We start from the raw sequence: 17,004 nt of genomic DNA, 5'->3' as shown, positions 1-17,004 counted from the left end.
GATCAGTCACAAAGCGTTCGCGATCACGCAACACCCGTACTTCACAGTGACCGTATGACTCCAGACATGTCTGATGTGACGCGTGCGAAAAATGGCCGGCCGGTCCACCACTGGCGCAGGGATCTCGTCGAACTGGCCGCTCTGTTCACGGCGGTGGCGGTCGCCGACGCCGTGGCGAACCTGATCGGGCACGGCCCCGACGGCCCCGCCCTGCTCGCCATCTCGGCGGTCGCGCTGATCGCCACGGCGGGCTTCCACACATGGTGGTCACGACGCCACGGTCACGCTCCTCCGACAGGCGATACCGGCGCCCGGCCGACCGCGTCCGTGCGGCCGGCCGGGGCGACCGGGGCGGCCGAAGAGGATCCGAGCGCGCCGGAGGCCGGTTCCGGGGAGACCGTGCTGTGGCGGATGCGCACCACCGTGCGGGACGAGCCGGGTTCGCTGGCCGCGCTGTGCGTGGCGCTGGCGGAGCTGCGGATCGACATCCTGAGCCTGCAGACGCATCCGCTGGCCGAGGGCACCGTGGACGAGTTCCTGCTGCGTGCTCCGGCGCCGGTGGCGGCGTCCGAGGTCTCGCGTGCGGTGTCGCTGTCGGGCGGCTTCGGCACCTGGATCGAGCGGGCCGACGCGCACGACCTGGTGGACGCGCCCACCCGGGTGCTGGGCCTCGCGACACGCACCGCGCTGGACGCGGCGGAACTGCCTTTGGCGCTGCGGCAGTTGCTGGGCCGGTGCACGATCCGTTCGCTGCCCGCCACGTCGGTGGGCGGGGATCGCCCGGAGGCGGGGGCGCCCGTCGAGGGGGCGCTCGAGGACACGGTGATGCGGTTGCGCGCACCGGAAGGTGGAGTGATCACCGTGGAGCGGCCCTATCTGCCCTTCACGCCCACGGAGTTCGCCCGGGCGCGGGCGCTGGTCGAACTGGACGCGCGGCTCGGCCCGCGGGTTCCGCGCAGCCACGACGTACTGACCCTGCCGCAGGGCAAGGACATCACCGTGCGCCGCGCCGACGCGGGTGACGCCGACGCCGCGAAGGCCATGCACGAGCGGTGCTCGCAGCGGACGCTGAGCATGCGCTATCACGGGCCTGTCGGCGACGCCGACAAGTACCTCAAGCACCTCCTCAGCCCTCACTTCGGGCGCACCCTCGCCGTACAGACCGCCTCGGGAAGGGTCGTCGGGCTCGGGCACCTCCTGTGGGACGGCGACGAGACGGAGATCGCGCTGCTGGTGGAGGACGACTGGCAGCGGCGCGGGATCGGCGGTGAACTGCTCCGCCGTCTGGTGGCGATGGCCGTCGAGGCGGGCTGCGACAGCGTGTACGCCGTCACGCAGGCGTCCAACACCGGCATGGTCGCCGCGATGCGCGGCCTCGATCTGCCCCTCGACTACCAGATCGAGGAGGGCACCCTCGTCATCACCGCCCGCCTGGAGACGGCGTCGCCGCACGCCGGGGTGGAGCAGGCGGAGGGCGCCGGGCACGAGCGGGAGCACTCCGTGCGTGACTGACGAGACGGCCGAGCGGCCACTCGTCCCGTCCCGCACCGAAAGCGTCCTACGGCGGCAGGCCCGGTGAGCGCACCGGGCCTGCCGCCGTTGGCGTTACGGGCGCCGCCGCCCCGTCAGACAGGCGGTGCCTTCCACGCCTCAGCGCCTCAAGCGTCGCGGTGAAGTGCTCGTCGCGGCTCCACGCCGCTCCCCCGCCCCGCCGTCCCCAGCGCGGTGTCCAGGTCCTGCCAGAGGTCCTCCACGTCCTCCAGCCCCACCGACAGCCGCAGGAGCCGGTCGCTCACCCCGCTGCCACGCCGGTCCTCGGCGTTCACGATGCGATGGCTGATCGAGGCGGGATGCTGGATCAGTGTGTCGACGCTGCCGAGGCTCACCGCCGGGGTGACGAGCCGGACCCCGGCGATCACCTCGTGCGGGTCGCCGTGGACCTCGAAGGCGATCATGGCGCCGCCGAGCCTCGGATAGTGGACGCGGGCGACACGCGGATCGGCGGACAGCCGCCGGACCAGTTCCGTGGCGTTCGCGGAGGCGGCGCGCACCCGTACGGGCAGCGTCGACAGGCCGCGCAGCAGCAGATAGCCGGCGAGCGGATGCAGCACGCCTCCCGTGGCGAACCGGACCTGCCTCAGCCGCCCGGCGAACTCCTCGTCGCAGGCCACGACCCCGGCCATCACGTCGCCGTGCCCGCCCAGGTACTTGGTGGCGCTGTGGAGAACGAGCCGCGCCCCCTGTTCGACGGGCCGTTGCAGCACCGGGGTGGCGAAGGTGTTGTCGGCGAGCAGCGGAACGCTCCCGCAGGCGTGGGCGATCGCCCGCAGATCGAGTTCGGCGAGCGTCGGATTGGCCGGTGACTCGACCACGACGAGACCGGTGTCCGGCCGCAGGGCGTCCTCGATCCCGGCGGGGTCGACCCACGTCACCTCGGAGCCGAGCAGCCCGGCCGTCAACAGGTGATCGCTGCACCCGTACAGGGGCCGCACGGCCACGACATGGCGCAGCCCCATGGAGTTGCGGACGAGCAGCACCGCGCTCAGCGCGGCCATGCCACTGGCGAAGGCGACGGCGCTCTCCGTGCCCTCCAGCCGGGCGAGCGCCGTCTCGAAGCGGGCGACGGTCGGGTTGCCGAGCCGTCCGTAGACCGGCGGCCCGTCCGGTTCGGCCCCGTCGGTGGCGAAGGCGTCGATACGGGCCGCCTCGCCACGGCTGTCGTACGACGGATAGGTCGTGGACAGATCGATCGGCGCGGCGTGCAGGCCCTGCCGGGCGAGGTCGTCCCGCCCCGCGTGCACGGCTTCGGTGTCCAGAGCCCGAACGGCGCCCCGTGCGCCGGCGGCGCCCGCGGCCCGCACGCCGGCGCTCGGGGCCTTCACCACCCCGGTCGTCCGGCCGCTCCCGCCAGGGGTTCCGCTGCCGCCCGGCGTTCCGCTCCCGCCCGGTGTCCTGTCCGCCGTGCCGTCGCTCCCGTAGTCGTCGCACACGTCGCGTATGTCAGTGCTGCCGAGATCCATGGACGGCAGCCTGAACAACAGCCGGGACCTCGGCCCGGAACGCCGTGTTACGTTCGGCACATGGCCGAATCCGTCGTACTGGACCCGGTGGACCTTCATCTTCTGCGCCTCCTGCAGAACGACGCCCGGACCACGTACCGGGATCTCGCCGCGCAGATCGGTGTGGCGCCGTCCACCTGCCTGGACCGGGTCACCCGGCTGCGCCGCTCGGGCGTGATCCTCGGCCATCAGCTGCGGCTCGACCCGGCCAAGCTGGGGCGGGGCCTGGAGGCGCTGCTGTCCGTGCAGGTCAGGCCGCACCGGCGGGAGTTGGTCGGGCCGTTCGTGGAGCGGATCAGGTCGCTGCCGGAGTCCCGTACCGTCTTCCATCTCACCGGGCCCGACGACTATCTGGTGCATGTGGCGGTCGCCGACATGGCGGATCTGCAGCGGCTGGTTCTCGACGGGTTCACCGCGCACCGTGAGGTGGCCCGCGTCGAAACCCGGCTGATCTTCCAGCAGTGGGACTGCGGTCCGCTGCTGCCGCCCGCCCCGCAGGGCACCACGGCTGCGGGCTCCGCGTCCTCGGCGAAATCGGGCTGACCCGGGAAAGGGCCTGGAAAACCGGGCTGACGCGGCGACCGTCCCCGTATGAGGATGGCCGCATGTCACAGACGAAGAACCCGCTGCCCCGAGAGATCGCCGACACCTACGTCGACGAGCTCATCGCCCTCGACCCGGTCACCGGTACGTATCTCGGTGTGAAGGAGAGTTCCAGCAGGCTGCCCGACACCTCGCCCGCCGGACAGGAGGCGCTCGCGCGACTGGCGAGGGCGACGCTGGCCCGGCTCGACGAGGCGGAGCGGCAGCCGGGCGCGGACAGTGACATCGAGCGCCGGTGCGCACGCCTGCTGCGCGAGCGCCTCACCGCCGAACTCGGCGTGCACGACACCGAGGAGAGCCTGCGGGCCGTCGGCAACATGCACACGGCCGTGCACGCGGTGCGCGAGGTGTTCACCGTGACGCCCACGGACACGGACGAGGACTGGGCCGCGATCGCCGAGCGGCTGCGCGCGGTGCCGACGGCCCTCGACGGCTATCGCGAATGCCTCACCCTCGGCCTGGAGCGCAAGCTGCACGCGGGCCCGCGCCCCACCGCGACCTTTGTCGGACAGCTCACCGAGTGGTCGGACACGGACGGTTCGGGCCGCGGCTGGTTCGAGGACTTCGCGTCGGCCGGACCGGAGTCCCTGCGCGCGGAGCTCGACGAGGCCGCGCGGACGGCGACCGCCGCCGTGGTCGCGCTGCGCGACTGGATGCGTGACGTGTACTCGCCCGCAATCGAGGGCGCGCCGAACACGGTGGGCCGCGACCGGTACGCGCGCTGGTCACGCTACTTCAACGGTACGGATCTCGACCTGGACGAGGCGTACGCGTACGGCTGGGCCGAGTACCACCGGCTGCTCGCCGAGATGAGGAAGGAGGCCGAGAAGGTCCTGCCGGGGGCGGCGACCCCGTGGGTGGCGCTCTCCCATCTCGACGAGCACGGCAGGCACATCGAAGGGGTCGACGAGGTCCGCGAGTGGCTGCAGAGCCTGATGGACCGGGCGATCGAGGAACTGGACGGCACCCACTTCGAACTCGCCGAGCGGGTCCGGAAGGTGGAGTCCCGCATCGCCCCGCCCGGCAGCGCTGCCGCCCCGTACTACACGGCACCGACGGAGGACTTCTCACGTCCCGGCCGTACCTGGCTGCCGACGATGGGACAGACCCGCTTCCCGGTGTACGACCTGGTGTCGACCTGGTACCACGAGGGCGTCCCCGGCCATCACCTCCAGCTCGCCCAGTGGGCCCACGTCGCCGAGAACCTCTCCCGCTACCAGGCGACCATCGGCGGGGTCAGCGCCAACTGCGAGGGCTGGGCCCTGTACGCGGAACGGCTCATGGACGAACTCGGCTACCTCAAGGACGCCGAGGAGCGGCTCGGTTACCTGGACGCGCAGATGATGCGCGCGGCCCGTGTCATCGTCGACATCGGCATGCACCTGGAGCTGGAGATTCCGGCGGAGTCGCCGTTCCACCCGGGCGAGCGATGGACTCCGGAGCTGGCCCAGGAGTTCTTCGGCTCGCACAGCAGCCGCCCGGCGGACTTCGTGGAGAGCGAGCTGACCCGCTACCTCTCCATCCCCGGTCAGGCCATCGGCTACAAGCTCGGCGAGCGCGCCTGGCTGCTGGGCCGGGAGAACGCGCGCAAGCGCCACGGCGACGCGTTCGACGCGAAGGCGTGGCACATGGCGGCGCTGTCGCAGGGTTCGCTGGGCCTGGACGACCTGGTGGACGAGCTGTCCCGGCTCTGACGGAACCCGGCACACCTGTCAGGCCGGGCGGCCGATGGTCACGGCACCGCGGAAGCAGTCCGCGGTGCCTGCCGGATCCGCCGAGTCCGCCGGATCCGTCGAGTCCGTCGAGTCCGTCGAGTCCGTCGACATGATGGACATGGTGTCGAGGGACCGGTCGGGGACGGGCAGCAGGTGGGCGTCGACCCAGGTGTCCCCCGCGGCCCCGTTGGCCCACGGGTCGTCGATGACGACAGCACCGGGTACGGCGCCGTGGCAGAGCACCCAGTGCGGCACGTCGAAACCCTGCATCCCGGCGAGCGAGACGAGGAGCAGTACGTGCTCGCCTCGACCGATCGCGCCCCGGATCGCGGTCAGGGAGAGGTGGCCCGGGGCGACCGGTACGCCGATCCGTCCGGCCTCCGTACGTGACGTGCGCTGGAGCAGGGCACGCCAGTCCTGGTCGTTGTCGGGGTAGTGGTCGAGCAGGACGGGCCGGTCCGTGTCCAGATGGACCGTCACGGGGGACGACGGCCACGCCCGGCGCACGGCGACGCCCAGGCCGACGGGCTCGCACGCGGGGAAGTTGGTCGCGTCGCGCCAGAGTGTCAGTTCCGCCTCGCGGTCGAGCGCCTCCGGTGACAGCGTCCCCGCGTGCGCCTGCGCGACCAGTGCGGTGACGGCGCCGCAGGTGAAGTGGGTGGTCTGCCCGTAGTACGGGGGCTCCGTCACCGTGCCGTCGTGCAGCCAGCGAACGTAACCGGCATCGGGCCCCGCCGCACCCTCCGACTGCGCGAGCGGAGGACTCAACGGTACGAATCCGGCGGCAGCGGCGTTCTCCGGAGTCGCCGTCCATCCTTCCCACTTGACCTGGGCGAGCCCGCGGCTGCGTGCGCGGGCGACGACGGCCCGGACGGCTGCCGGCACGTCGCCGACGGCGTCGACGATCTTCAGGTAGGCCGTGTGCGGACGGGCCGTCACGAGCGCGGCCGCGACCCATTCCGCGTCCTCGTCCTCGGCGCCACCGTCGTCCCCCGGAACGGCCACGATGTGGGGGGCGTGCGCTGAGCGGTCGACCGTATGCCAGCGCTCCGGCACGTTGTGGGGTCCGAGCTGCTTCAGGGCGGTCGGCGACGAGCCGGACTCGAACGGGACGACGACACTCTTCACGGACGTTCCCTGCTGTTCCATCTGCTCCTGCCGTTCCATCTGGTCCTGCTGTTCCTGCTGCGGTTCCTGCTTTTTGTCGCTGTTGCCGGGGCTGAGGCTGCATTCGGCGTCATGCTCGGGACTGCCGGAGCACCCAGACGAAGTACGGGGCGCCGACCAGGGCGACCATGAGGCCCGCCGGCACCTGGGCGGGTGCGACGACCGTGCGGCCGAGGGCGTCGGCCACACAGACCAGCAGTGCGCCGAGCAGCATCGCGACCGGTATCGCGCGACCGTGCCGGGCGCCCACCAGGGACCGGGCGAGGTGTGGCGCGACGAGCCCCACGAAACCGACGACGCCGACGGCGATCACGCTGAGCGCCGCGAGCACGGCGGCGATCGTCAGTGCGGCCACGCGTGCGCGTACCGGCCTGACGCCGACGATGCGCGGGGTGTCCTCGTCGACGGCGAGCAGGTCGAGTTGGCGCCGCATGGCGAGCAGCACGGGGAGCGCGAGCGCCAGGGCCACCGCGACCGGTACGACGTCGGGCAGTGTGCGCCCGTAGGTCGTGCCGGAGAGCCAGGTGAAGATCCGGGGCGTGTTGTACGGGTCGGCCCGCAGCAGGAGGAAGGTGGTGACGGAGCTGAGCCCGTATCCGCAGCCGATGCCGACCAGGACGAACCGGTCGGGCAGGAAGCCGCCGCGCCAGGACAGCAGGGCGATCACCGCGAACGTGGCGAGCCCCGTCGCGACCGCGGTCACGATCAGCAGGGGCCGCCCGCCGGACAGACCCGAGGTGACGACGGCCGCGGCTCCGAGCCCGGCGCCCGCCGTGATGCCGAGTACGCCCGGCTCCGCCAGCGGGTTGCGTACCGCGCTCTGCACGACGCAGCCGGCCAGTCCGAGCGCCGCGCCCGCGAGGACCGCGGCGACCACGCGCGGGACCCGGTCGTCGAGCGCCTGCCCGATCAGGGCCGGGGCGGCGCCTTGGGCCCAGAGCGCGATGTCTCCCGTACGCAGCCAGAGGCTTCCCGCCAGGACCGCCACGAGGGCCGCCCCGGCCAGAAGGATCACCGAGCCGAGTACGACGAGGAGGAACGCGCGGCGCGAGCGTGCCGCGACCCGCGCGTGCGGTGGCTGCCGGAGTCCGCCCGTGTCGCGGAGGCGGAGCGCAAGGACCACGATCACGACGGCGCCGAGCAGTGCGGTTGGTACGCCGGTGGGAATGGCGGCGGCTCCGTCCGCGCCCTGCACGGCGCGCAGCGAAGCGTCCGCGAGCAGGATGAGCAGCGCGCCGAGCAGCCCGGCCGCGGGCACCAGCAGGAGGTGCCGGCGCAGCGCCCGGACCCGCCCCGCGATCAGGCGGGCCAGGACGGGGGCGCCGAGGCCGACGAAGGCGATGGGGCCCGCGAGGGTCACCGCCGTGCTGGTCAGGAGCACCGCGCAGAGCACGGCGGCCACGCGGGTGGACCGGATGGGCACGCCGAGGGTGGCCGCGGCGTCGTCACCGAGGCTCATCACGTCCAGCCGCCGGGACAGGGCCAGGGCGACGCCCAGCATCATCACGACGAGGGGGAAGGCGCGTACCGAGGCGTCGATGTTCAGTTGGGCGAGCGAACCGCTCCCCCAGGCGAAGAGACCGGTCGTGTTCTGCTTGAACAGGATGAGGAACATGCCGCTCGCCGCGTCCAGGGCCATCGCCGTAGCCGATCCGGCGAGGATGAGACGGGTGCCCGAGGTGCCCGCGGCCCGGCCCGCGAGGAGCAGCACGAGTGCCGCCGCGACCAGGCCGCCGGCGAAGGCGACCGCGCCCGACGCCCAGAACGGGACGGCCAGGCCGAAGGCCGCGACGAGCGAGAGCGTGAAGTAGGCCCCTGCCGTGACCGCGAGGGTGTCGGGGGAGGCGAGCGCGTTGTGCGTGACGGACTGCAGCAGCGCGCCGGCGCAGCCGAGGGCGAAGCCCACCGCCACGCCCGCGAGCAGGCGGGGCAGGCGCGAGCCGATGAGGATCTCGTCGACCGCTGCCCCGCCGGTGTTCTCGCGTTCCCCGGTGAAGTGCCGCACGAGGTCGCCGACGCCGATGCCCGACGTCCCCTGCGTCAGGTGCCACATGCCGACCAGGGCGGTCACGGCGAGAAGGAGCGTCAGGACGGCCGCCCCGGTGGGACCGCCGCCGTGCTCGACGCGCGGCGACGCCTCCGTCCGGGGTGCCGAAGCCCGCGTCGTACGCACTTCTTTGTGCGTCGTACGCACCTCTCTCTGCGTCGTACGCACCTCTTTTCGCGTCGTGCTCACTTCTTGTCGAGTACGTCGACGTAGGCGTCGATCGCCTGTGCGCAGGAACGCGGACCGCCGGCGCCCCACACCCGCGCAGGGAACGCGTGCGAGCGGCCTTCCTTCACGGCCGGCATGGACTTCCACAGCGGGTTCTTCTCCAGCGCGGCGACGTATCCCCCGGCCCCCTCGTCGTTGGCGTAGAAGAGGTTGGCGTCGCCCACCGAGGTGAGTCCCTCGACGTCGGTCTGCGCCAGGCCGTAGGACTTGTCGACGCCCCCGTCCCCGTGGGCCTTGTTGACGTCGGCCGTCCAGGCGGGGTTCATGCCGAGCTCCTTGCCTATCTCGGTGAACAGGGCGCCGTCGCTGTAGGGGCGGACCGTGAGGTTGCCTCCCTCCAGCCATCCGTCGAAGAACAGGAAGTCCTTCGTCGGCAGATCGGAGTCCTCGACCTGCTTCTTCGCCGCCGCGAGGTGGCTGTCGAACTCCTTGAGCACCTGGTCGGCACGCTCGGTGCGGCCCGTGGCCTCGCCGATCATGCTGAACACCTCGCGCATGTTCCCGATCGGGTCCTTGGGGTTCGCTCCCCGCGTGGCCATCACGGGGACGCCTCGCTTCTCCAGCTTCGCGATGGTCTCGTCGTCGGCGTCGAACGCCTCCACGACGATGAGGTCGGGCTTCGCCGCGTAGAGGGTGTCGAGGTCGGGCTCCTCACGGGTGCCGATGTCGGTCACCCCGCTGGGCAGCTTCTCCGCGCTGACCCAGGTGCTGTATCCCTTCGCGTCGGAGACCGCGGTGGGAGTGACGCACAGGGTCAGCGCGTCCTCGACCTGCTGCCATTCCAGTACGGCGATCCGTTCGGCCGGCTTGTCGAGCTTGACCGTCCGGCCCACGCCGTCCTTGAAGGAGACCGGCTCCGTCGAGGTGGTCGTGGTGTCCTGGGCACAGCTCTTCGACGCGGGCGACGCGCTCGCGGTGCCGGCGGCCTCGGCCTTGTCGTCGACGTCGGTCGTACCGCAGGCCGTTGCGGCCAGGACGATGAGCCCTGTCGAGGCTGACGCCGCCAGGAGACGGGCACGGTTCATGAACGGTCCTCTTTCTTGTTTCTTGCGGTGGGACGCGTCGCGGCTGGGATTCACTGCGACGCGATGCGATGGGGTGCACTGCGGTGAGGTGAGATGAGGTGCGGTGCAATGCGGTGCGGCGGCGGACGTGCCGCCTCAACTGGTGTCGCCGTACAGCGGGGTGCCGCCTCAGTCGGTGCCGCCCGGCTGCCCGAGCGGGGTGCCGCCCGACCGTCCAGACGGGGTGTCACCCGACTGTTTCGGCCGTTGAGGCAGCGGGATGTCGCCCGATGGTTCAGGCAGGGTGTCGCCCGAGTGGGTCGATGCGGAGGCGGCCCGTGCGGGGGTCGACGCCGACCTCGACACGGATGTCGTAGACCTCGCCGATGTTCTGCGCGGTGAGGACGTCGGCGGGTCTGCCGGCCGCGTGCACGCGGCCGGAGCGCATCAGGACCAGCGTGTCCGCGACGCGGGACGCCTGGTCGAGGTCGTGCAGTACGACCCCGACCGCGATGCCGTGTTCCTCGACCAGATCGCGTATCAGGTCGAGAGTCTCGATCTGGTAGCGCAGGTCCAGGTGGTTGGTCGGTTCGTCCAGCAGTACGACGCCGGTGTCCTGGGCCAGGCAGGCCGCGAGCCAGACACGCTGCATCTCACCGCCGGAGAGTTCCCCGACCGGCCGGCCGGCCATGTCCCGTACGCCGGTGACGCCCATGGCGTGGTCGATGGCGGTCCGGTCCTCGGCGGTCTGTCCGGCGAAGCCGCGCCGGTACGGGTGGCGTCCGAACGCCACGACCTCCGCGACCGTCAGCCCCTGGGGTGCGGGCCTCGACTGGCTGAACAGCGTGACCTCGCGGGCGAACTGACGGGCACTGAGCAGGGCCGCGTCCCGCTCGGACGGTCCGTCGGCGGCGCCGAGCGTCACCCGGCCGCCGTCCACCCGGTGCAGTCGGGACAGCGCCCGCAGCAGCGTGGACTTCCCGCTGCCGTTCGGCCCCACCAGGGCGGTCGCGCACCCGGGTGCCAGGGACAGCGAGACACCGTGGACGACCGGTGTGCCGCCGTACCGCAGTACCAGGTCGTGCCCGTTGAGGGCGGCCACCGGCACGGCGGGGTCGGCCACGGGACGACCGGCGTACCGGAAGGGACTTGTGAACATCAGGGAATCCGGACGGTCGCAGGGGCATGGGCAGGGGCTGCGGCACCCTCCGTCCGGCTTTCGCCGGCCGGGCAGCGGACGCTCCCGCACACGGACAGCACCGTGCACGGCGAGCAGGAACTAAGGGTTGCCTAACTTCGAGAAGCGTATGTTCCGCTTGTCATGTCGGCAATCAGGAGTTTTGGACAGGCAATACGGGATTCCGGACACCCTCGGGGGTCTCTGAGACCGCGGTGATCCCGGATGCGCCGTCGGCCGCGTCGAAGAACGCGCCCGGCGTGGTTCCCATGACCCTCCGGAAGGAGGCGATGAAGGTGCTGGGCTGCGCGTAGCCGAGCGTCTCGGAGACGGTCGTCACGTCGAAACCCTCGGCGAGGAGCGTCAGCGCCCGATGCACGCGCAGCACCTGCCGCCACTGCGCGAAGGACAGGCCCGTCGCGTGGCGGAACGCGCGGGTGATCGTGCGGTCGCTGATCCCCAGACACCGCGCCCACTCCTCCAGCGAGCGGTCGTCGGCGGGATCGTCCAGCAGGGCGTCGGCGATCGCGTCGATCCGGGCGTCACCGGGCAGCTGCAACGCGAACCGGTGTTCCGACGGCTGGAGCACGTCGAACACGACCGACTCCGCCCGTGCCCGGGCCGCGGCGTCGAGATCCGTACGGGACAGATGAGTGAGCAGCGACTCCAGCAACGGCGTCATCGCGATCGCTCTCGGCTCCTCGAACGCGAACGCCAGGGGCGCGCGGTCGGGGGCGAAGAAGGCTTCGTAGAACTTCGCGCCCGCTGTCGCCCGGCCCCCGTGCACCACTCCGGCGGGCATCCACAGCCCGTGCCCCTCGGACACGGTGAAGACGCGGTCCTCCACCCGTGACGTCAGCGTTCCCCCGCGTACCCAGACCAGCTCGTGCCGGGGGTGCGAGTGCGGCGCCCACTCCGTGGGAACGCGGGGCACCTGCAGCCCGGCGACGATGGCGAAAGGGGCTGTCGCCCGCTCCGGGAAGGGCGGGACCCGGAGCACCACGGTGCCCGCCTCGCGCCGCCACATCCCGGGGCTCGCGTCACCACGGGACGATCGGACCATACGAGGAGTCTATCCGGGGCCCGCATGCCCCCAGGCCCCCTTGACCTGCGACGCACCGGTACGCCACCGCTACCGCGCGGCCGTTTCGACCTCGCACGGCCGCTCCGGCGTCCCGCGGCTCTTCGGGGCCGCCCCTGTTCACCGTCCCAGCGGCCTCAGTTGGACGAGTCCGATCCATGTCTCCGGGCCCGGCTCGGCGTGCGCCGCGCGCACCGCGTACCGGCCCGGTTCGAGGGCGATCCGCAGATGCCCCGCCCTCGTGGACCCCGCTCCCGGCCAGGCCGCGTCGAACAGCACGACGGCCCCGGGCACCTCCCAGTACACCTCGCGCCCCCACGCGGCGGTGTCGAGGGCGGCCGGGACCCCGGCCAGCAGCTCACGCTCCGAGTCGCCGGCGGACCACCGTACGAATGTGCCGTGTTCGGGCAGGTAGGAGGTGGCGGCCGGTTCGTCACCGAGGACGAGGGCCGTGGTGTTGCCGACGGGCAGCAGACCGACGAAGCCGTCCACCTCACACGCCCGGTCGTAGTCGGAGGCCAGCTCGTCGCCGTCGGCCCCCGTCCAGAACGGCAGCACCACTTCCGGTATCGCTATGAGCGGTCCACCGCCCGACTCGATCCACTCGACCTGTTCGACCGAACTGGGGTCCGCATAACTCGACATGGACAGAAACTACACGCCCGGGCGGACCGTAGTTGACGATTCCTTTGCCCGGCCGCCGAGCTGATACGCGACTGAGTCCGTGCGGTCCGCAGAAGGGACGCCGCGCGGCCGTAGCGGGCCCGCTACGGGCCCACCGCACGGCCTGCGGCACCTGTGCCGAACGGTCCTCAGCAGCCGCAGTCGTCCGTTCCGGCCGGCGCCGTCAGCGGGTCCGCGGCCCGCCGCTCGCGGCCCTCCCAGGTCTCGAACTCGAAGCCCTCGCGCACCCAGTACTCGAACCCACCGAGCATCTCCTTGACCTGGAAGCCGAGTTCGGCGAGAGCGAGGGCGGCGCGGGCCGCACCGTTGCAGCCCGGGCCCCAGCAGTAGGTGACGACCGGCACCGCCCTGTCGAGGAGTTGCCCGGCCTGTTCGGGGACGAGGGCGGTGGGCAGATGGACGGCGCCGGGCACATGGCCCTGGTCCCAGGACTCAGTGGAGCGGGAGTCGACGACGACGAAGCCGGGGTCGCCGTCGGCCGCCAGCGCGGCGGCGACGTCGGACACGTCGGCGTGGAAGGCGAGGCTCGCCGCGAAGTGGGCGACGGCCGCGGCGGGCGACGCCGGGGCGACGCGCAGAACGGGGTTACGGGGAACGGTGCTGCTCTTCATGCCCCGAAATCTACGGCCGGTGACACACCCCGTTGAAGGAGCGATCCCCGGCCTCGGGCTTGATCGGCCGGGGATTCCCCTGCTATTCCTCGACCATGACCGCGTATTCCCCGGACGCCACCGACTGGCGCATCCTCGAAGTCCTCCAGCGCGAGGGCCGCACCGGTTTCGCCGAGCTGGCCCGCGCCGTCTCCATGTCCGCGAGCGCGGTCACCGAGCGGGTGCGGCGGCTGGAGGAGGCGGGCGTCATCCAGGGGTACGCGGCGGTCGTGGACCCGGAGAGCCTCGGCCTGCCGATCCTCGCGTTCGTGCGGCTGCGCTATCCGAACGGCAACTACAAGCCGTTCCACGACCTGATCGCCGCCACCCCCGAGATCCTGGAGGCGCACCACGTCACGGGCGACGACTGCTTCGTGATCAAGGTCGCGACCCGCTCGATGAGTCACCTGGAGGAGGTGTCGGGCAGGATCGGCACGCTCGGCTCGGTGACGACGAGCGTCGTCTACTCGTCGCCCCTGCCACGGCGCCCGCTCGGCCGCTGAAGCCCCGACCGTCCGTCCCGCCTCCTGCCCGCCGCCCGGCGACCCGCCACGCGCCGGCGCCGATGCCCGAACGCCTCAGCCGCCCCGCTGCCGGACGACCGACCCCGACCGCCCCTTCACGACCTCCAGTTGCGCGTGGATGCGGCGCCGCAGGTCCGCGACGTGACTGACGATGCCGACGCTGCGGTCCCGTTCCCGCAGCGAGTCCAGTACGTCGAGGACCTCGTCGAGCGTCTGGTCGTCGAGGCTGCCGAAGCCCTCGTCGATGAAGAGCGTGTCGAGGCGTACACCCCCCGCTTCGTCGGTGACCACGTCGGCGAGGCCCAGCGCGAGCGCGAGGGAGGCGAAGAACGTCTCGCCGCCGGAGAGCGTCGCCGTGTCACGCTCGCGCCCGGTCCACGCGTCGACGACGTGCAGTCCGAGCCCGCTGCGGCCGCGCCCGGCCCGGTTGTCGGAGTGGACGAGGGTGTACCGCCCGGAGGACATGCGCTGCAATCGGGCGGTGGCCGCCGCCGCGACCTGTTCCAGACGGGCGGCGAGGACGTACGACTCCAGGCGCATCCTGCGTTCGTTGTCCGCGGAGGTGCCCGCCGCCAGTGTCGCGAGCCGGGCCACCCGGTCGTATTCGTCGCGCAGCGGTCCGAGGCGGCGCACGGACGTGACGGCCCGGTGGGTGAGCCGGTCCAGTTCCGTGCAGCGGCGGGCCGCCTCGTCGCGCGCGGAGGCGGCCTCGCGCATCCGCCGGACGGCCACGGCGGCGGCCTGCTCGGCGGCCCGTGCGTCGGCGGGCGGCTGGTGTGCGGCGGCGGCCGTCTCGGCCTCCGCGAGCACCGCGCGGACCGTCGCCTCCTCCTGCTGCCAGGCGTCGAGCCGCCGCTGCAGCTCCCGGTGGGCCACGTCGTCGAGGAGGGCGGCCGCGGCGGCCTGCGGCGTGTCGAACCCGGCGCGGAAGGCCGCGTCGGCGAGTCGCGCGTCGGCGTCCTTGAGCCGCTGCGCGGTGTCCGCCGCGACGCGCGCGGTGTCCGCGGCCTCCGTGAGCGTCGAGACCTGCCGCTCCAGCTGGGCGGCCCGCTCGGCCACGCTGCCCGCCGATCCCCTGGCCTGCGCCAACTCCTCTTCCAGGGTGACCGTTTCACGGGCGAGGGCGTCTCTGCGGGCGGTCCGTGACGCACCGCGCACGGCGGCTTCCTGGTGGGCGGTGAGCCGGCGCCCGTGCTCGTGCTCGGCCTGCCGGAGCGCCTCACTGGCCGCGTGCAGCCCCGAGGCCGCGCCTCGCGCCTCGGCGTGTCGGAGCTCCAGCTCCTCGGCCTGCTCGGCGAGTCGGCCGGTGGGCGTGTCTCCCGCCTCGGCGGTCGCGGCGGCCAGTGCCTCGCGCACCACCCCGAGCCGCCGCTCCTCCTCGGCACGCCGCTCGTCGGCGCCCTGGTACGCGGCGAGAGCCGCCTCCTCGGCCCGCTGGTCGATGTGTCCGTCGACCTTGCGGGCGGGAGCGGGGTGCTCGGTGGCGCCGCAGACGGCACAGGCCTCACCGTCCACGAGGCCCGCGGCCAGCTCGGCGGCGATGCCCTTGAGCCGCTGCTCCTTGAGGTCCAGCCAGTGGGTGCGCGCGTCCGCCGCCTGTTCGCGGGCGGCGAGCACGCGCGCGTGGGCCTTGTCGGTGTCCCCCGCGAGCTGGTCGCGCAGCCGGGCGGCCGCCAGCCGCGACCGGGCCGGTTCGCGCTGGACGGCGAGCTGTTCGGCCCGGGTGGCGGCCTCCTGCGCGGCCTCGATACGGGCCTGGAGCCCGGACCTGGTGGTCTCCCATTCGGAGAGCCACTGCTCGGCGTCGTGCAGCACGTCCTCGTCGGCCCGCTCCTGGCGGTCCAACACGTGGCGTTCGGTGGCGAGTTCGGCGAGCCGCTGCTCACCTCGGCGGGCCGACTCCAGTCCGCCCAGCTCTTCGGCGGCCTTGCGGGCGGCGGCCGCGAGACCCGTGGCCCCGGCCTCGGCGTAGACCTCGGAGAAGGCCTGGGACAGCTGTGCACGCGCGCGTGCCTCGGCGTCGGCCGCCCGCCGGTGCTCGGCCTCGGTGGCCTCGCGCAGCCCGAGCGCGGGGGCCACGGCCTCGGCCTTGCGACCCCGCTCCATCCGTGTCCGGGCCTCCCGATGGGCCCCCGAGCGCTCCTCCAGCCGGGCGGCCCGCTCCCGCGCCTCGGCGAACCGCCGCTGGAGCCGCGCCACTTCGCGTACGTCTTCCAGTACGCGGCTCGCGGCGGCCTGTGCCGAGTCGGTGGCCGCCTGTGCGCAGTGGGCGATCGTGAATCTCTCGCGGGCCGTGCTCCTGTTGATCGCCGCCCACTCCAGGACGGCCTCGGCCAGTCCCGGTTCACCGGGCGTGAGCTCAGGGAGCGGCAGCTCGACGAGGTCACCGGCCGCCTGCTGCATCCGGTGGGCGTCGGCGAGCAACTCGGCGTCCCCGGCGCGCACTTGTGTCTCGGCCGTGCGCCTGCGTTCGGCCAGGCTCTGCTCGACGGCGGCGAAGCGCCGGGTGTCGAAGAGACGGCCGAGGAGCCTGCCGCGGGCCTCCGCGTCGGCCCGCAGGAAGCGCGCGAAGTCGCCCTGGGGCAGCAGCACGACCTGGCAGAACTGCTCACGGCTCATGCCGAGCAGCTGGGTGATCTCCTCGCCGATCTCCTGGTGGGAACGGCTGAGGTCCTTCCAGGAGCCGGCGGGCGCGTGGTACTCGCGCAGCCAGCTCTGCGCCTTCTCCGTCATGGTGCCCGTGCCGCGCCGCTTGGGACGCTCGAAGGGCGGCTGCCGGGTGATCTCCAACCGCCGCCCGGCCACGGTGAGTTCGAGTGTCACCTCGGTGCGGGTGTCGGAGAGCGCGTGGTCGCTGCGCAGCGAACCGCCCTGCCGGGCGCCCGGCACGGAGCCGTACAGCGCGAAGCAGACGGCGTCCAGGACGGAGGTCTTGCCCGCGCCCGTCGGCCCGTGCAGCAGGAAGAGTCCGGCGGTCGACAGGTCGTCGAAGTCGACCTCCTGGGCACCGCCGAAGGGCCCGAAAGCGGTGATGTGCAGCCGGTGCAGCCTCATCGGGCCCCCTC

Annotated in this window: 13 protein-coding genes; 4 read left to right on the top strand and 9 right to left on the bottom strand. The window is 72.7% G+C overall.

Annotation, left to right across the window (positions count from 1 at the left end):
* Nucleotides 1–66: 66 nt before the first annotated feature.
* A complete protein-coding gene (locus tag OHS59_RS37455) occupies nt 67–1,512 on the top strand; it encodes a GNAT family N-acetyltransferase (RefSeq protein ID WP_328497765.1) in 1,446 nt (481 codons plus the stop codon).
* 146 nt (nt 1,513–1,658) lie between these two features.
* Here the strand turns inward: OHS59_RS37455 and OHS59_RS37450 are convergent, their stop codons facing one another.
* Nucleotides 1,659–3,020 carry a trans-sulfuration enzyme family protein gene (locus tag OHS59_RS37450; RefSeq protein WP_443061565.1) on the bottom strand — a complete coding sequence of 454 codons (1,362 nt, stop codon included), beginning with the start codon at nt 3,018–3,020 and terminating at the stop codon, nt 1,659–1,661.
* Between the two features lie 60 nt (nt 3,021–3,080).
* Between OHS59_RS37450 and OHS59_RS37445 the strand changes: the two genes are divergently transcribed.
* A complete protein-coding gene (locus tag OHS59_RS37445; RefSeq protein WP_328497763.1) occupies nt 3,081–3,602 on the top strand; it encodes an Lrp/AsnC family transcriptional regulator in 522 nt (173 codons plus the stop codon).
* A gap of 62 nt (nt 3,603–3,664) precedes the next feature.
* Complete coding sequence (locus OHS59_RS37440; protein ID WP_328497762.1) at nt 3,665–5,356, top strand: DUF885 domain-containing protein; 1,692 nt, start codon at nt 3,665–3,667, stop codon at nt 5,354–5,356.
* An 18-nt stretch (nt 5,357–5,374) separates the two neighbouring features.
* Here the strand turns inward: OHS59_RS37440 and OHS59_RS37435 are convergent, their stop codons facing one another.
* The 7 genes from OHS59_RS37435 to OHS59_RS37405 form a co-directional block, all read right to left on the bottom strand.
* A complete protein-coding gene (locus tag OHS59_RS37435) occupies nt 5,375–6,526 on the bottom strand; it encodes a peptidase C39 family protein (protein ID WP_328497761.1) in 1,152 nt (383 codons plus the stop codon).
* An 88-nt stretch (nt 6,527–6,614) separates the two neighbouring features.
* Nucleotides 6,615–8,717: an iron ABC transporter permease gene (locus OHS59_RS37430; protein ID WP_328499509.1), complete on the bottom strand. Its 2,103-nt coding sequence runs from the start codon at nt 8,715–8,717 to the stop codon at nt 6,615–6,617.
* Between the two features lie 59 nt (nt 8,718–8,776).
* Complete coding sequence (locus tag OHS59_RS37425; RefSeq protein ID WP_328497760.1) at nt 8,777–9,844, bottom strand: iron-siderophore ABC transporter substrate-binding protein; 1,068 nt, start codon at nt 9,842–9,844, stop codon at nt 8,777–8,779.
* Nucleotides 9,845–10,118: 274 nt separating this feature from the next.
* Nucleotides 10,119–10,982, bottom strand: a complete 864-nt coding sequence (locus OHS59_RS37420) for an ABC transporter ATP-binding protein (protein WP_328497759.1) — start codon at nt 10,980–10,982, stop codon at nt 10,119–10,121.
* A 172-nt stretch (nt 10,983–11,154) separates the two neighbouring features.
* Nucleotides 11,155–12,063, bottom strand: coding sequence for a helix-turn-helix domain-containing protein (locus OHS59_RS37415; RefSeq protein WP_443061564.1), 909 nt, complete (start codon nt 12,061–12,063; stop codon nt 11,155–11,157).
* 138 nt (nt 12,064–12,201) lie between these two features.
* Entirely contained in the window at nt 12,202–12,726 is a 525-nt protein-coding gene (locus OHS59_RS37410) for an immunity 21 family protein (RefSeq protein WP_328497758.1), read from the bottom strand.
* A 167-nt stretch (nt 12,727–12,893) separates the two neighbouring features.
* Nucleotides 12,894–13,376: a rhodanese-like domain-containing protein gene (locus OHS59_RS37405; protein ID WP_328497757.1), complete on the bottom strand. Its 483-nt coding sequence runs from the start codon at nt 13,374–13,376 to the stop codon at nt 12,894–12,896.
* 95 nt (nt 13,377–13,471) lie between these two features.
* Here OHS59_RS37405 and OHS59_RS37400 point away from each other — a divergent pair, with 95 nt between their 5' ends.
* On the top strand, nt 13,472–13,918 hold the full coding sequence (locus OHS59_RS37400; protein ID WP_107018741.1) for an Lrp/AsnC family transcriptional regulator: 447 nt from the start codon (nt 13,472–13,474) through the stop codon (nt 13,916–13,918).
* Between the two features lie 75 nt (nt 13,919–13,993).
* Here the strand turns inward: OHS59_RS37400 and OHS59_RS37395 are convergent, their stop codons facing one another.
* Entirely contained in the window at nt 13,994–16,993 is a 3,000-nt protein-coding gene (locus tag OHS59_RS37395) for an SMC family ATPase (RefSeq protein ID WP_328497756.1), read from the bottom strand.
* Nucleotides 16,994–17,004 lie beyond the last annotated feature (11 nt).

This window comes from Streptomyces sp. NBC_00414, assembly GCF_036038375.1.
In the GTDB taxonomy this organism is placed as follows: Bacteria; Actinomycetota; Actinomycetes; order Streptomycetales; family Streptomycetaceae; genus Streptomyces.
This window is presented reverse-complemented; position numbering and strand designations above follow the sequence as displayed.

Excerpts from the sequence above, each read along its gene's own strand:
- OHS59_RS37455 (WP_328497765.1), top strand. The coding sequence starts at position 67 with ATGTCTGATGTGACGCGTGCGAAAAATGGCCGGCCGGTCCACCACTGG.
- OHS59_RS37450 (WP_443061565.1), bottom strand. The coding sequence starts at position 3,020 with ATGGATCTCGGCAGCACTGACATACGCGACGTGTGCGACGACTACGGG.
- OHS59_RS37445 (WP_328497763.1), top strand. The coding sequence starts at position 3,081 with ATGGCCGAATCCGTCGTACTGGACCCGGTGGACCTTCATCTTCTGCGC.
- OHS59_RS37440 (WP_328497762.1), top strand. The coding sequence starts at position 3,665 with ATGTCACAGACGAAGAACCCGCTGCCCCGAGAGATCGCCGACACCTAC.
- OHS59_RS37435 (WP_328497761.1), bottom strand. The coding sequence starts at position 6,526 with ATGGAACAGCAGGGAACGTCCGTGAAGAGTGTCGTCGTCCCGTTCGAG.
- OHS59_RS37425 (WP_328497760.1), bottom strand. The coding sequence starts at position 9,844 with ATGAACCGTGCCCGTCTCCTGGCGGCGTCAGCCTCGACAGGGCTCATC.
- OHS59_RS37420 (WP_328497759.1), bottom strand. The coding sequence starts at position 10,982 with ATGTTCACAAGTCCCTTCCGGTACGCCGGTCGTCCCGTGGCCGACCCC.
- OHS59_RS37415 (WP_443061564.1), bottom strand. The coding sequence starts at position 12,063 with ATGGTCCGATCGTCCCGTGGTGACGCGAGCCCCGGGATGTGGCGGCGC.
- OHS59_RS37410 (WP_328497758.1), bottom strand. The coding sequence starts at position 12,726 with ATGTCGAGTTATGCGGACCCCAGTTCGGTCGAACAGGTCGAGTGGATC.
- OHS59_RS37405 (WP_328497757.1), bottom strand. The coding sequence starts at position 13,376 with ATGAAGAGCAGCACCGTTCCCCGTAACCCCGTTCTGCGCGTCGCCCCG.
- OHS59_RS37400 (WP_107018741.1), top strand. The coding sequence starts at position 13,472 with ATGACCGCGTATTCCCCGGACGCCACCGACTGGCGCATCCTCGAAGTC.
- OHS59_RS37395 (WP_328497756.1), bottom strand. The coding sequence starts at position 16,993 with ATGAGGCTGCACCGGCTGCACATCACCGCTTTCGGGCCCTTCGGCGGT.